Here is a 15,455-nt window from a genome sequence, read left to right as displayed (position 1 = left end):
TAAAAACTGATTACATCATTCCTGGCATACCGCCGCCCATTGGCATACCGCCCGGGTTATCTTCTTTAATATCTATAAGTGCACACTCTGTTGTAAGTATCATGCCTGCTACAGATGCTGCGTTTTCTAACGCTACACGGGTAACTTTTTTAGGGTCTATAATACCTGCACTAAGCATATCCACATACTCATCGGTCTTAGCGTTGTAACCAAAATCGCCAGAACCTTCGGCAACTTTAGCTACAATTACGGAGCCTTCAAGGCCTGCATTTTCTACAATAGTACGTAACGGAGCTTCTACTGCACGGGCGATAATTTGAATTCCAGTATATTCATCTGCATTTAATGCATCTATATTTTTTAAAGCGCTTTTAGCCCTAAGTAAGGCAACACCACCACCAGCAACAATACCTTCTTCTACAGCAGCCCTTGTAGCATGCAATGCATCATCTACACGGTCTTTTTTCTCTTTCATTTCAACTTCAGACGCTGCACCAACATAAAGTACGGCAACACCACCTGCAAGTTTTGCAAGGCGCTCCTGTAATTTTTCTTTATCGTAGTCTGATGTAGTAACCTCAATTTGAGCGTTGATTTCGTTAATACGGTTTTTGATGAATTCAGGTTCGCCTGCACCGTTAACAATAGTAGTGTTATCTTTATTGATAACTACTTTTTCGCACGTACCAAGCATTTCGATACCAGCATTTTCTAAATTATAACCCTGCTCTTCGCTAATAAGGGTACCACCTGTAAGGATAGCAATATCCTGAAGAAGTGCTTTTCTTCTGTCGCCAAAGCCAGGAGCTTTAACAGCAGCTATTTTTAATGCACCACGAAGTTTGTTTACTACCAATGTAGAAAGTGCTTCTCCGTCAACATCTTCAGCAATAATTAATAAAGGCCTGCCAGATTGTGCAACCGGCTCAAGTATAGGAAGGATTTCTTTTAGAGTAGAAAGTTTTTTGTCGTATAATAATACGTAAGGCCTTTCTAATTCGGCTTCCATTTTTTCTGAGTTAGTAACAAAGTAAGCCGATAGGTAACCCCTGTCAAACTGCATACCTTCTACTACATCTACATACGTATCTGTACCTTTAGCTTCTTCTACAGTAATAACGCCGTCTTTACCAACTTTAGCAAATGCAGTAGCAATAAGCTCGCCGATAGTTTCGTCGTTATTAGCAGAAATAGAAGCAATTTGTTTTATTTTTTCGCTGTCAGAACCTACAACTTTAGCCTGCTGAGACAAGTCGGCAACAATAGCTTCAACCGCTTTGTCTATACCGCGTTTAAGGTCCATTGGGTTAGCACCCGCTGCAACGTTTTTAAGGCCTTCTTTTACAATAGCCTGTGCTAAAACAGTAGCTGTTGTAGTACCGTCTCCGGCAAGGTCGTTGGTTTTAGAAGCAACCTCTTTAACCATTTGTGCACCCATGTTCTCTAAAGTGTCTGCAAGCTCAATTTCTTTAGCTACAGATACACCATCTTTAGTAACGGTTGGGCCACCAAACGATTTGCTGATGATTACATTACGGCCTTTAGGGCCTAAAGTTACTTTTACTGCATTAGCTAATGCATCTACACCGCGCTTTAAGCCGTCGCGTGCTTCAATATCAAATTTTATCTCTTTTGCCATGTTCGTGGTATATTATATGAATTCTAAATATTAAACTAATTATAGTATTGCAAAAATTTCTTCTTCCTTCATGATAAGGTAATCTTTACCTTCAAATTTCAATTCGGTACCTGCATATTTGCCATACAATACAGTATCGCCCACTTTTACGGTCATGTCATGGTCTTTAGTACCGTTACCTACGGCTACCACGATACCTTTTTGTGGTTTTTCTTTAGCAGTGTCCGGAATAAAAATTCCTGAAGCAGTTTGTGTTTCTGCGGCTACCGGCTCAACAAGAACGCGGTCTGAAAGTGGTTTAATGTTTAAAGACATATTTTCCTTTTATTATTTTGTTGTTTGTTATTAAAGTGACGCTTTCTGATTGTCAGAAATTGTGCCATTTTAGAAATCTGCCAAATTTACAGATATAAAAAATGCCAGCGTTGACAAGCTGGCATTTTTAAGATATTATTTTGTTTTTGTATACATTACTGTGCAGGCGTGGTTGCAGGGGCCGGGGCAGTTGTGCCTTGCGGTTGTGCAGCCGGTGCAGTAGTGCCGTTAACAGCAGGAGCTGGTGCAGCAGGTACAGCGCTTTCGTCTGTAATAGGAGTTTCTCCAGAAAATGATGTAGAGAAGCTTAAACTTGATAAAAGGATAAGTACTACTAATAGTGTAGCAAGTGTCCAGGTACTTTTATCTAAAAAGTCGGTGGTTTTTTGTACACCACCCATAATTTGAGGACCGCCGATTGAAGATGAAAGACCGCCACCTTTAGGGTTTTGTACCATAATTACTACCACTAAAAGAAAGCTTACTATTGTGATAAGTACTAAAAAGATTGAAAATTCCATTGTTCTTTATTTATTGTTTTTGTTGTAAAATCTTTATATCTAAAATACGGTCTGCAAAGAAAACACTTTTTTCCGGATATTTCAAAATTAAAATTTCATAAGCTTGTATTGCTTTTGTATATTTTTTTTGTTCCAGGTATACCCTTGCCAGGGTTTCGGTCATAAAGCCTTCGCTCTCGGGTATTGTTTTGCCAAGGTTTACCTGTATAGAGGTGTCGTTTTTAGTAGGCGTAATTTTAGGGTTGGCCTCTATAAACTTATCTATAAGTATAAATTTTTTAGCCGCAGGGGCTTCAGGTTCAGGTTGTTTTGGTGTTTCTTCGCGTTTGATGGGCGTTAGCTTAGACAGCTGCAGCCACTCTGCAAACGAGTGGGTCTCTGCTTCATCAAACTTTAAAGGCTTGCCAATAAGGGGTTCAGGGGCAAAGGGTTCTATCACCGGTTCCGGAATTTTAACCGATAATTCTTCAGCCTCAATAGCGGCTTCTTTTATAGAAAGTTTTATAGATTGCTCTAATTTATCCATTGGAGGGATAACTTCCTGGCTATTGTTTACCGTAATATCGCTTAATGCTTTCTCTTTTTCTTCAAGAATAGTCCTGTCGATACTCCTAAATTCTTCGGTAATGATAAAATCAAAAAGTACTGACCTGTCTGTTGTATAGGCGGCTGTTTTTTTAAGCTCTGTATTATACCTAAAACTATCGCTGTTATACAACCCCTTTAAATAAATGGCGCGCGCACTTTGCAGGTATGGAAATTCCGTTAAGATGCTTTCCAGCTCTGTAGTTTGCCTTTCGTTTAAAGAATAGGGCTTGTTTAGCAGGTATGTATAGTCTTTTGTAGTCAAATTTAGTTGTTGGTTGTTAGTTGTCGGTTGTTAGATTTAGCTGTGTGAGGAAGTTTCCATCAACCAACAACTAACAACCGATAACCAAAATTACCATTTAGCCAGCGAGGCGTTAAATATATCCTGTGTTATCCTTTCAAAAATTTCTTCTAATGCAGCTGTTAAAACCGACCCGGATGGCAACGAATCGCCACTAAAATCATAATAGAAAGAAAAAGACTTTTCAAAATCATTGTCCTCATGCTTTCTGTCGGTAAAACGTACATTAACGCTAATGCTTAATCTGTTTTGCGCGGCCCTTTGGTCGGCGGTTGCCGTCATAGGGCTAACCCTGTACTGGGTAATTTCGCCTTCGTAAATTAAATCGGCACCGGTATCGGTAATGCTCAGGTTGGTCTGGTTTTGTATCAGGTCGCGCAGCCTAAGGGTAAAAGTACGCTCAATACCCGGCTCAATAAGTTCGGCATTATTCTGAAAATAATTTACCTGAAAAGTTTCTGCATCAATTTTTCCGGTTCCGGTAAAGTTGTAAACGCTACAGCCACTAAGAGTAAAAAGCAGTGCCGTTACAAATAACAGCTTAAAAGGTTTTATAAAAGACTTATAAGTCATATTGTTTTATTTTTCGGTACAACGTCCTTTCAGATATTCCAAGTTCATCGGCAGCAGCCTTGCGCTTGCCTTTGTTACGTTCCAGGGCTTTTTTTATCAGCTCAATTTCTTTTTCGTCCAGCCTTAAGGTTTCTTCTTCCTCAACGGCTTCGGCAAAAAGGTAATGGTCATCGTCATCATCATCGTCATCATGCTCTACAACAGGCTCAGGGCGATTAACTTTTTGCGGGGCATACATCTCGGTATTACGGGGCAGCTCTTCAAACTCGCGGTGGTTTTCTTCCTGGCCATAAATGCGCTGTATAAGGCCCTTGTTGGTTTCCTGTACTTTAGAGCTGTTGCCGTTTTGCATAAGCTCCATGGTAAGCTTTTTAAGGTCGTTAAGGTCGCCGCGCATATCAAAAAGCACTTTGTAAAGTATTTCGCGCTCGTTGCTAAAATCGCTTTCGGGCTTTTTATCGCGCACAACGGCAGGCAGGTTGCTGCCTTCCTGCGGGAGATAACCCGTTAACGATGCCAGTGTAATATTGCGGTTAGCCTCTAAAACAGAAATTTGCTCGGCCACATTGCGCAGTTGCCTTATGTTGCCACCCCAACGATATTTTTGCAGTAAAACAACTGCATCATCATCCAGTTTTATAGGGGGCATTTTGTATTTATGGGCAAAATCTGACGAGAATTTGCGGAATAGTAAATGAATGTCTTCTTTACGCTCGCGCAATGGCGGAAGCATGATCTCTACTGTGCTAAGGCGGTAGTAAAGGTCTTCTCTAAACTTGCCTTTTTCTATGGCGTCGAACATATTAACGTTTGTAGCTGCTACAATACGCACATTGGTTTTTTGTACCTGAGACGATCCTACCTTAATAAACTCGCCATTTTCGAGCACGCGCAGCAGCCTTACCTGGGTGGTAAGGGGTAGTTCGCCTACTTCATCTAAAAAAATGGTACCGCCATCGGCAACTTCAAAGTAGCCTTCGCGGGTATTGGTGGCACCGGTAAAAGCGCCTTTTTCGTGGCCGAAAAGTTCACTATCAATAGTGCCCTCTGGTATTGCGCCACAGTTAACGGCAATATACTTGCCATGCTTTCTGTGCGAAAGGGCGTGTATTATTTTCGGGATGCTCTCTTTACCTACACCGCTTTCTCCGGTAACAAGTACCGAAATATCGGTAGGGGCAACCTGTATGGCTTTTTCTACGGCGCGGTTAAGTTTTTGGTCGTTACCAATAATCTCAAACCGCTGCTTTATGGCTTGTACGCTTTCCATATATTATTGTTTCCATGAAATATTCATGGTATTATCTGTGTAATTCGTGGCTAAACCTCCTTAATTCATGTCAGAATATCCTATTGCTTCTCCTATCAATGTAGCCGATGTAAAATCGGTTATAAGTACGTTTACAAAATCGCCGGCTTTGTAATCTCCCTTCGGGAAAACCACCATTGTGTTATGCGCACTACGGCCTGACCAGTCCAGGTTAGATTTTTTAGAATCTTTCTCTATCAATACCTCTACAACCTGGCCTTTAAAGCGCCCGGTTCTTTCCCAGCTTAATTTTTGCTGCATGTCTACCACTTCCTGCAGGCGGCGTTTTTTAGTCTCCTCGGGCACATCGTCTTCCATTTTACGGGCGGCAAGTGTTCCGGGCCTTTCAGAATAGGCATACATATAGCCAAAATCGAACTTAACATGCTCCATAAGGCTAAGGGTGTCTTTATGGTCTTCTTCCGTTTCGGTAGGAAAACCAATAATCATATCCTGAGAGATAGAGCAATTGGGAATAATGGCCTTGATTTTATCTATAAGCGCAATATACTCTTCGCGGGTATGCTGGCGGTTCATTTCATTCAATATACGGGTACTGCCGCTTTGCACAGGCAGGTGAATGTAATCGCACACATTTTTATAACGGGCAATAACATGCAGTACACTCTCGTGCATATCCTGCGGGTTCGAGGTGCTAAAGCGAATGCGCATTTTAGGGAAGGCTTCGGCAGCCATAGCAAGTAACTGTGCAAAATCTACCGCGGTAGCCTTTTGCATTTCAGATGCTTTAACGTAGTCCTTTTTGAGTCCGCCGCCGTACCAAAGGTAGCTGTCTACGTTTTGGCCCAGCAGGGTAACCTCTTTATATCCACGGCTCCACAGGTTGGCAATTTCGTCCATAATACTATGAGGCTCACGGCTGCGCTCGCGGCCACGGGTAAAAGGCACTACGCAAAAAGTGCACATATTATCGCACCCACGGGTTATAGATACAAACGCGGTAACCCCGTTGCTGTTAAGGCGTACAGGGGCAATATCGCCATAGGTTTCATCTTTAGATAAAATTACGTTTATGGCGTCGCGGCCTTCTTCTACCTCTTTTAAAAGGTTGGGCAGGTCTTTATAGGCATCGGGGCCTATAACCATATCTACAATTTTTTCTTCTTCTAAAAACTGGCTTTTTAAGCGTTCGGCCATACAGCCTAAAACGCCCACCTTCATTCCGGGATTAATCCTTTTAACGGCATTATATTTTTCGAGCCTTTTGCGCACGGTTTGCTCTGCCTTATCTCTAATAGAGCAGGTGTTTACCAGTACCAAATCGGCTTCTTCTAAAATTTGTGTAGTGTTATACCCCTCGTTAGCAAGTATAGAGGCCACCACTTCGCTATCAGAAAAATTCATGGCACAGCCATAACTCTCTATAAATAATTTTTTGGTGTTGCCTGCCTTTTGTTCCAATACAAGGTTTTGGCCTTGTAGTTTTTCATCAATTATCTTTTCCATAATACACTACTGCACATGCTTTTTTGAATGGGCAAAGATAATTATAAATTCGATACTCTGACAAGTTGACAGCCGATGTTTACGCTAAAATTTTTGCCCTACTCCTATATATATAGTATATATATAATGCGCCCCAAATGGTTAAACTTTGACAAAATGTGCACAAATTGGTTAAATGTAAAATCAATATTTAAAAAAAACATATACTTTTGCGACCAAAGAAATGTATGATGGCAAAGAATTTAGTGATTGTTGAGTCGCCTGCTAAGGCAAAAACCATAGAAAAATTTTTAGGGAAAGATTACCAGGTAGAGTCCAGCTACGGCCACATTGCCGACCTTCCGTCTAAGGAAATAGGGGTAGATGTGTTAAACGGATTTAAACCAAAGTATGAAGTTTCTCCTGATAAAAAGGCTTTGGTTAAAAAGCTCAGGGATCTTTCTAAATCGGCCGAAACCGTTTGGTTAGCAAGCGATGAAGACCGCGAGGGTGAGGCAATTGCGTGGCACCTGGCGGAAGAATTAAAACTTGATAAGAGCAAAACAAAACGTATTGTTTTTCATGAAATTACTAAAACGGCAATTTTAAAAGCAATAGAAAATCCAAGGAGTATTAATTACGACCTGGTAAATGCACAGCAGGCCCGTAGGGTGTTAGACAGGCTGGTTGGCTACGAACTTTCGCCCGTGCTTTGGAAAAAAGTACGCAGCGGTTTATCTGCCGGAAGGGTACAATCTGTTTCAGTTCGATTAATTGTAGAGCGCGAACGCGATATTACCAACTTTAAAGCCGAAGCTACCTACAGCATTACTGCCGAGTTTACTAACGAGGCCGGTAAAACGTTTAAAGCCAAGCTGCCTAAAAATTTTGCTACAAAACAAGAGGCACACGATTTTTTAAATAAAAACATAGGCTCGCAGTATAAAGTGGCCGACCTTGAAACTAAGCCTGCCAAGAAATCTCCGGCGGCACCGTTTACCACATCTACACTACAGCAGGAGGCTGCCCGTAAGTTGTATTTGCCGGTTGGTGTTACAATGATGCTTGCACAAAGGCTGTATGAGGCCGGACTTATTACTTATATGAGAACCGACAGCGTTAACCTTTCTAACGATGCTATGGCTGCCGCCGAGGCTGAAATTATCCGTTCTTACGGTAAAGAATTCAGCAAGCGTCGCACTTACAATACAAAAAGTAAAGGTGCCCAGGAGGCTCACGAGGCCATCAGGCCAACTGATATGTCTCAGCACACTGTAAATATAGACCGCGACCAGGCAAGGCTGTACGACCTGATCTGGAAACGTACACTGGCATCTCAAATGAGCGATGCCGAACTGGAACGTACCAATGTAAAAATTGAGGCCAACAACCATAAAGAAATCTTTACAGCATCGGGCGAGGTGTTAATGTTCGAAGGTTTCTTAAAGGTATATCTTGAAGGCCATGACGACGACGATGAAGAACAGGAAGGTATGTTGCCGGCACTTAAAGTAAGCGAAAGACTTGTTAATAATTACATAACAGCTACAGAACGTTTCACCAGGCCATCGGCTCGATACACCGAGGCATCGTTGGTAAAAAAACTGGAAGAGCTTGGAATAGGCCGTCCGTCTACCTATGCACCAACAATTTCTACAATTATTAGCAGAAATTATGTTGAAAAAGGAAATTTTGAAGGTCAGCAAAGAAAATTCTCGCAATTAACGTTAAAAAGCAGTACTATTGCCGAACAGGAATTAAACGAGAACGTTGGGTCTGATAAAGGCAAGCTGGTGCCAACAGATATTGGCACCATTGTAAACGATTTTCTTGTTAACCATTTTGATACAATTCTTGATTATAACTTTACCGCTAAGGTAGAACAGGATTTTGATGAGATAGCATCCGGTAACGAAGACTGGACCAAGATGATGTCTAATTTCTACGATCATTTTCACCCAAATGTGGTAGACGTAGAAAAAAATGCCGAGAGGGAATCGGGCGAAAGGATATTGGGTACCGATCCTAAAACGGGCAAGCCGGTAAGTGTACGTTTGGGTAAATTTGGCCCAATGGCACAAATAGGCGAGCCGGACGACGAGGTTAAGCAATTTGCAAGCCTGTTGCCGGAACAAAATATTGGCACCATTAGTTTAGAAGAGGCTTTAGGGTTGTTTATGCTTCCTAAAAACCTTGGCGAATACAATGGCGAAGAGGTAGAGGTTAACAACGGCCGTTTTGGCCCGTATGTTCGTTTTGGTAAAATGTTTATATCGTTACCAAAAGGCGAAGACCCGCTTGATGTTACTTTAGAGAGGGCACAAGAGCTGATTAATGAAAAACAACAGGCCGACGCACCTATTGGCACCTATAAAAACGAGCCGATACAAAAAGGGGTGGGGCGTTTTGGCCCATTTATTAAATGGAACGGCATGTTTATCAATGTTAGTAAAAAATACAATTTTGATAAGCTTTCGCAGTCAGATCTTGTAGAACTGATAGAAGACAAGCTTCAGAAAGAAGTAGATAAGGTTATCCATAATTGGGAAGACGAAGGTATTAAGGTAGAAAAAGCACGTTGGGGCAGGTCGGTTATCCTTAAGGGTAAATTAAAGATCGAGCTAAACAAGGATGTTGATGCTTCTAAGCTTACCTTAGACCAGGTTAAGGTTATGGTTGCAGAAAAAACACCGGCTAAAAAAGCAGCAGCCCCTAAAAAGGCGGCGGCTAAAAAAACTACTGTTAAAAAGAAATAATTAGATATGGCTTTTGATTTTTTACAGCCGGTAGATACGGCTATATTAGATTTTATTGATGGCCTGTCGGCACAGGCATTAGGCAAAAAGGCTGTATTTCATACCGCAGAAAATTTTCCTGATCTGGAAGATGTGTCTATTGCGATAATTGGTGTTCTGGACAACAGGGGCCAGAACGATACTAAAGACCACGTACACCTTAATTATATAAGGAAAGAATTTTACAGCCTTTTTCCGGGCAACTGGGTAAGGCATATTGTAGACCTTGGAGATATTGCCCCGGGCGAAACCCAGCAGGATACCTATTATGCTGTTAAAAGCGTGGTGGCAGACCTTGTAAAGGCCAGGGTTATACCCATTGTGCTTGGCGGTTCTCAGGATCTTGCTTATGCGGTGTACAGGGCTTATGATAAGCTGGAGCAGATGGTTAATTTTGTAGCCATAGACAACAGGTTCGATTTTGGGAAGGAAGATGATGCTATGTCGGCACGGTCGTACCTTACCCGCATGATAGTAGAGGAGCCTCACAACCTTTTTAACTACAGTAACATTGGTTACCAAACGTACTTTAATTCGCAGGAAGAGATCGACCTGATCGAAAAATTGTACTTCGATGCTTACAGATTGGGCGAAGTTTGCAATGATACAACAATTGCTGAACCTGTTTTTAGGGACGCCGACCTTGTTTGTGTTGATATGAGTGCCATAAAATCAAGCGATTCGGGAAATATTGTTAAATTTATGCCAAATGGTTTTGATGGCAAAGAAATTTGTACATTAGCACGCTACGCAGGTATTAGTGATAAAGTGAGTTCCTTCGGGATTTTTAACCACGACGATACGCGTCAGGAATCGGTCCTGATAGCGCAAATACTGTGGTATTTTATAGAAGGTGTACATTATCGTTCTAACGAATATCCTTTTGGCAGCAGGGAGCATTATACTAAATATATAGTGGCTACCGAAGACGAAGAACTTGTATTTTACAAGAGCGACAGGACAGACAGGTGGTGGATAGAGGTTTCTGCAGCCGCTGGTAATGATAATAAAGTAAAAAAGAATACGTTATTACCATGTGGATACAATGATTACCTAAGCGCCTGTAATAACGAGTACCCTGAAAGATTATGGAAAGCTCAAAGAAAAAACATAATTTAACATTTTTGTTATAAAAAAACATTGTTTTTGAATAAGTTATGAAATGTTTATGTTTGTGTGAGGTTTTTTTATGAAAAAAATTGTTTTTTTGAAAATAAATAAATAGGTTTACGCCCTTAAAATAGAATTACATTAATAACCCAAATTTATGAAGAAGTTCATTGCATTAACAGCAACTTTATCATTACTAATCAGCTGTGGCTCTAGTGACAGAGGAGAACTGGTAGGTGTTAAAGGAAAAAAGTGGAGGCCTGAAAAGCCTTATGGTATGACTTTAGTTCCTGGCGGCGCTTACATTATGGGTAAGTCTGACGATGATTTGGCTAATGTTCAGGATGCTCCTACAAAGACGGTAACGGTACGTTCATTTTACATGGACGAGACGGAGATTACAAACACTGAATATCGCCAGTTTGTAGAATGGGTTAAGGACTCTACTATTAGAACAAGGCTTGCTATCCTTGCGGATGAGCAGGGGCAAACACCGGGAAGCGGTGGTATAGGCGACTATGCTTTTAAAGATCAGGAAACTGAGGAGAAATCTCCTTATGATACTTATATGTATGAAAATTACTGGAGCCTTGGCGACGGTGATGATATATATGCCGGTAGAAAACTTAATCATAAAGCAAAGCTTATCAAAGATCCGCAAAAGTATCCGGATGAGTTTTATGTAGAGGTTATGGATTCTATGTATCTTCCTGAGTCTGAATCATACAATGGTTTAAGAACTATTGATGTTTCTAAACTTGTATTTGGTTACAAATGGATGGATATACAATCTGCAGCTAAAGATAAATCTAAAAACACAAGGGAAAAAAGGAGTAAATACCTGATTTCTGAAAAAGTACAGGTGTATCCTGATACTACAGTGTGGATAAAAGACTTTTCTTACTCATACAATGAGCCTATGCATAACGATTACTTTTGGCACGAAGCTTACGGTTTATATCCTGTAGTGGGTGTAAGCTGGGGTCAGGCAAAAGCATTTTGTGCGTGGAGAACATTATACAAAAATGGGTATCAGAAAGATAAGAAAAGAGAGCAGGTAAACTCTTTCCGTTTGCCGACTGAGGCAGAGTGGGAATATGCTGCACGTGGTGGTATACAATCAGGTACATTCCCTTGGGGTGGCCCGTATGCTAAGAACGACAGGGGTTGTTTCCTTGCTAACTTTAAACCAAACAGGGGAGATTATGCTGCCGATGGTGCTCTATACACTGTAGAAGCAGACTCATTTGACCCTAACGATTACAACTTGTTTAATATGTCTGGTAACGTTGCAGAGTGGACAGATTCTTCTTATGATGCAAACTCATACGAATATGTTTCTACAATGAACCCTAACGTGACTGACAGGGCTAACAACCGTAAAGTAATTCGTGGTGGCTCGTGGAAAGATGTTGCATACTTTTTACAAACAAGCACCAGGGATTGGGAGTATCGTGACTCTGCAAGAAGCTACATAGGTTTCAGGACAGTTCAGGATTACATGGGTACTCAGAATACCGGAAACGGAAACTAAAAATTTATTGAACCAACTCGAATTTTTTTTTGAATATTTAAATTAATTAACTTAACTAAAAACTAAATTATTTTTATTATGGCACTACCTAAAAAAGTTATGAATTTCACCTACGGTATGGGTGCGGCAGTAGTTATTATCGGAGCTCTTTTTAAATTAATGCACTGGCCAGGAGCGAGCGCGATGCTAATTATTGGTTTAGGTACAGAAGCTTTCATTTTCGCGATTTCTGCTTTCGAACCAGTAGACAAAGAACTTGACTGGTCATTGGTTTATCCTGAATTAGCTGGTGGAGAAGCTAAGAAAAAAGACGTTAAAAAAGAAAACCCTACTGAAGCTCAGGGATTACTTTCTCAAAAACTTGACACTTTACTAAAAGAAGCTAAAATCGACGGCGAACTTATGTCAAGCCTTGGTAACAGCATCAAAAATTTCGAATCTGCTGCAAAAGGAATTGCTCCTACTGTAGATTCTATTTCTTCTCAGAAAAAATACAGCGAAGAGATGTCTATGGCTGCAGCACAAATGGAGTCATTAAACAGCCTTTACAAAGTACAATTGGATAGTGCGTCTCGTAACGCTGAAGCTAACAGGGTTATTGCAGAAAATGCAACTAAGCTACAAGCTGAGATGACTGCTATGACTAAAAACATTGCTTCTTTAAACAATGTTTACGGTGGTATGCTATCTGCAATGGGAAACAGAGCCTAATTATAGCTAATTAGTAATTAAAACATATTTTTTAACAAAACAACAATACTAATTAGAAATGGCAGGAGGAAAATTAACCCCCAGGCAAAAGATGATTAACCTGATGTATCTGGTTTTCATCGCTATGTTGGCGCTAAATATGTCTAAAGAGGTTTTATCCGCTTTTGGACTAATGAACGAACAATTTGAAGAGTCTAATAAAAATGCTACTGTTAGCAACAAAACTTTATACGACGGGCTTGCTGCAAAAGCAGGTGAGTCGGGCGGAGAGTTTGCTGCTGCTAAAGTAATAGCCGATAAGGTTAAAGCAACAACAGCGGGTTTTACAGCTTACATTGAGTCTTTAAAAGGTGATATCACTAAAGATATTGAAAGAGAAGAAGGAAAATTGCCTTATGAGGCTATGGACAAAGGAGACAAAATAGATGAAGGCTGGTTTGCAGGCGACGGATATTCTGCAAAAGGTAATGAGATTATCGCTACTATCGAAAAGTATAAAAGCGATATTAAAACTGCGGTAGGTAATAATCCAAAGTACAAATCTATTATAAGTGAGGTTGATAGTAAATTTTCAACTGCCGATGTTAAAGATGGTGAAGGTGTTACTAAAAAATATCTTGATTATCACTACAAAGGATTCCCTTCTATTGCATCGTTAACAAAGCTTTCTGCTCTACAAAACAGTGCTAATGTTATTGAAACTAACGTATATAATGCTGCATTAGGAAATGCTGCGATATCTACTGCGTCAATGTCAAAATATACTGCAATAGTAGTGCTTGACAAAAATGCTTACTTTCAAGGTGAGCAGGTTACTGGTAAGGTAGTACTTGGTCGATATGACCCTGATACTAAGCCTACATCATTTAAAGGTCCTGGTAAACTTGAAAACGGCCAAGCAATTATTAACATGACTGCAGGAGGAATTGGTGAGCAAAACATCAACGGTGAATTTACATTCCTTGAAGATGGTAAAACTATTCCATTAAAATTTGAAGGTAAATATGTTGTAGTTCCTCGTCCTAACGAAGCTACAATCTCTGCTGATAAAATGAACTCTGTATACCGTGGTGTTGATAACCCAATGACAATTTCGTTTGCAGGTATATCTGATAACGCTGTAACTGCAAATGCTTCTGGTGGTAGCTTCCGTAAAGGATCTAAACCAGGCCAGTACAACTGGAATGTGTCTAGTGCTTCTGGTACTACTGCTGTAGTTAACGTTACAGGTAAAATGAGTGATGGTAAATCTGTTACTTCTAAGAAAACATTTAATGTACGTCCTATCCCTGCTCCGGTACCTTCATTAAGAGGTAAAGCTGGTTCTGGTAAAGGTAACAAGAATGACCTTTCTTCATCAACAATCGCTATTGCTTTCCCTGATTTCGTGTTTGACGTTCAAACGTCAGTTAAATCTTTCGAGGTTTATGTTCCGGGTAGCCCAGCTATGATTGTAAACGGAAACAGGTTTGACTCTAAAGCTTTAGCTGCAATTGCTAAAACTAGAAGGGGAGATGTTGTTACTATTAACAATGTTGAATTTGATCTTGTAGGCGCTGGCGGTTACAAACCACCAAGGTCTAGTTCTTTCGCTTGGGAAGTACAATAATTTATTTAAAAGAACGTTTTTCTTTTACAGTTTAAAATTAAGATAATGAATAGTAGAAATTTTATAATAGCGGCTTTGTTTTTCACGGGTATGACTACTGCTTTTGCACAGTCTAACCTTCTGAATGCTAAAACACCGGATGAGATAGGTAAGAAAACCGCAGCGCAGGATTCATTGGATCACGATAAGCCTTTGCCTTATGGTTATGTTGGAGACAGAGACGTGTTATTTTCTAAAAAAGTTTGGGAAGTAATTGACCTTGACCAGCGTATTAATTTCCCAATGTATTTTCCTGTTGAAGAAAATCTGGGCGACGATAGAAGGTCACTATTCAGTGTTTTAATATCTTCGATTAAAGATGGTAAACTTACAGAAGTTTATGATGATTCTTATTTCACAACAAAAAAGACCGGCGAAGATATACAAAGTGTATTTTTCTTTAAAGAGCTTAATGATTTTGGACGTGAAGTTATGAACCAGAACCCAGGTAAAGATGAGGCTTCATTAAAATCTGCTGGTATCTTAACCGAAGAGCACTATTCAACTTCTCAGGTTTCTGCACAGGATGTTACCAAATATAAAATAGTTGGTACATGGTACTTTGACAAAAGACAAGGTGAGCTAAAATACAGAATTTTGGGTATTTGCCCAATGGCTGTAGATGCACTTACATTGTTAAGGTCGGGTCCGGATGCAGATCCAATCGAATTGTTCTGGGTATTTTACCCGGCAGCCCGTGAGATTTTGCATACTGCTAAATCATTTAACGAACGTAACTCTGCAGTGCCAATTACATTCGATCACCTTCTTAACTCAAGGCGCTTTAGCAGCACTATTGTAAAAGAAGAGAACGTTTATGGCGACAGGCTTATAGAGCAATACATGAAAGAAAATTCGCAATTACAACTTCTTGAGGCAGAACGTATCAAAGATAAGATACGTAACTTTGAGCAGGATATGTGGAATTACTAGCATTTTGTTCCAAAATACTAAAAACTCTTACC

13 protein-coding genes are annotated in these 15,455 nt (G+C 40.3%); 6 read left to right on the top strand and 7 right to left on the bottom strand.

The window, feature by feature from the left end:
* Window positions 1-10 precede the first annotated feature (10 nt).
* The 7 genes from groL to miaB form a co-directional block, all read right to left on the bottom strand.
* Entirely contained in the window at window positions 11-1,639 is a 1,629-nt protein-coding gene (gene groL / locus G509_RS0104770; protein ID WP_026990480.1) for a chaperonin GroEL, read from the bottom strand.
* A 39-nt stretch (window positions 1,640-1,678) separates the two neighbouring features.
* Window positions 1,679-1,954 carry a co-chaperone GroES gene (locus G509_RS0104765; protein WP_026990479.1) on the bottom strand — a complete coding sequence of 92 codons (276 nt, stop codon included), beginning with the start codon at window positions 1,952-1,954 and terminating at the stop codon, window positions 1,679-1,681.
* A 155-nt stretch (window positions 1,955-2,109) separates the two neighbouring features.
* Window positions 2,110-2,475, bottom strand: a complete 366-nt coding sequence (gene secG / locus G509_RS0104760; protein WP_026990478.1) for a preprotein translocase subunit SecG — start codon at window positions 2,473-2,475, stop codon at window positions 2,110-2,112.
* A 10-nt stretch (window positions 2,476-2,485) separates the two neighbouring features.
* Window positions 2,486-3,325, bottom strand: coding sequence for a tetratricopeptide repeat protein (locus G509_RS0104755; RefSeq protein ID WP_026990477.1), 840 nt, complete (start codon window positions 3,323-3,325; stop codon window positions 2,486-2,488).
* Between the two features lie 90 nt (window positions 3,326-3,415).
* Window positions 3,416-3,937, bottom strand: a complete 522-nt coding sequence (locus G509_RS0104750) for an LptE family protein (RefSeq protein ID WP_026990476.1) — start codon at window positions 3,935-3,937, stop codon at window positions 3,416-3,418.
* Complete coding sequence (locus tag G509_RS0104745; RefSeq protein ID WP_026990475.1) at window positions 3,927-5,207, bottom strand: sigma-54 interaction domain-containing protein; 1,281 nt, start codon at window positions 5,205-5,207, stop codon at window positions 3,927-3,929. The genes G509_RS0104750 and G509_RS0104745 overlap by 11 nt, the downstream gene beginning before the upstream one ends.
* A 60-nt stretch (window positions 5,208-5,267) precedes the next feature.
* Window positions 5,268-6,713 carry a tRNA (N6-isopentenyl adenosine(37)-C2)-methylthiotransferase MiaB gene (gene miaB, locus G509_RS0104740; RefSeq protein WP_026990474.1) on the bottom strand — a complete coding sequence of 482 codons (1,446 nt, stop codon included), beginning with the start codon at window positions 6,711-6,713 and terminating at the stop codon, window positions 5,268-5,270.
* Window positions 6,714-6,943: 230 nt separating this feature from the next.
* On the opposite strand from miaB, the gene topA reads away from it, so the two are divergent.
* The 6 genes from topA (at window position 6,944) to porN (ending at window position 15,423) form a co-directional block, all read left to right on the top strand.
* Window positions 6,944-9,448, top strand: a complete 2,505-nt coding sequence (gene topA, locus G509_RS0104730; protein WP_026990473.1) for a type I DNA topoisomerase — start codon at window positions 6,944-6,946, stop codon at window positions 9,446-9,448.
* Between the two features lie 6 nt (window positions 9,449-9,454).
* Window positions 9,455-10,606: a formimidoylglutamase gene (locus G509_RS0104725; RefSeq protein WP_026990472.1), complete on the top strand. Its 1,152-nt coding sequence runs from the start codon at window positions 9,455-9,457 to the stop codon at window positions 10,604-10,606.
* A 148-nt stretch (window positions 10,607-10,754) separates the two neighbouring features.
* The gene (gene porK, locus G509_RS0104720) at window positions 10,755-12,131 is read left to right on the top strand and encodes a T9SS ring complex lipoprotein PorK/GldK (RefSeq protein ID WP_026990471.1); all 1,377 of its coding nucleotides are present in this window, start codon (window positions 10,755-10,757) and stop codon (window positions 12,129-12,131) included.
* Window positions 12,132-12,206: 75 nt separating this feature from the next.
* Window positions 12,207-12,842: a type IX secretion system motor protein PorL/GldL gene (porL, locus tag G509_RS0104715; RefSeq protein WP_161627167.1), complete on the top strand. Its 636-nt coding sequence runs from the start codon at window positions 12,207-12,209 to the stop codon at window positions 12,840-12,842.
* Window positions 12,843-12,900: 58 nt separating this feature from the next.
* The gene (gene porM / locus G509_RS0104710; protein WP_026990469.1) at window positions 12,901-14,451 is read left to right on the top strand and encodes a type IX secretion system motor protein PorM/GldM; all 1,551 of its coding nucleotides are present in this window, start codon (window positions 12,901-12,903) and stop codon (window positions 14,449-14,451) included.
* Window positions 14,452-14,496: 45 nt separating this feature from the next.
* Window positions 14,497-15,423, top strand: a complete 927-nt coding sequence (porN, locus tag G509_RS0104705; protein ID WP_026990468.1) for a type IX secretion system ring subunit PorN/GldN — start codon at window positions 14,497-14,499, stop codon at window positions 15,421-15,423.
* Window positions 15,424-15,455 lie beyond the last annotated feature (32 nt).

Origin of the sequence: Flavobacterium subsaxonicum WB 4.1-42 = DSM 21790 (assembly GCF_000422725.1) — a bacterium.
GTDB classification, from domain to species: domain Bacteria; phylum Bacteroidota; class Bacteroidia; order Flavobacteriales; family Flavobacteriaceae; genus Flavobacterium; species Flavobacterium subsaxonicum.
The sequence above is the reverse complement of the archived record's forward strand: the minus strand, read 5'-3'. Positions and strand labels throughout refer to the sequence as shown.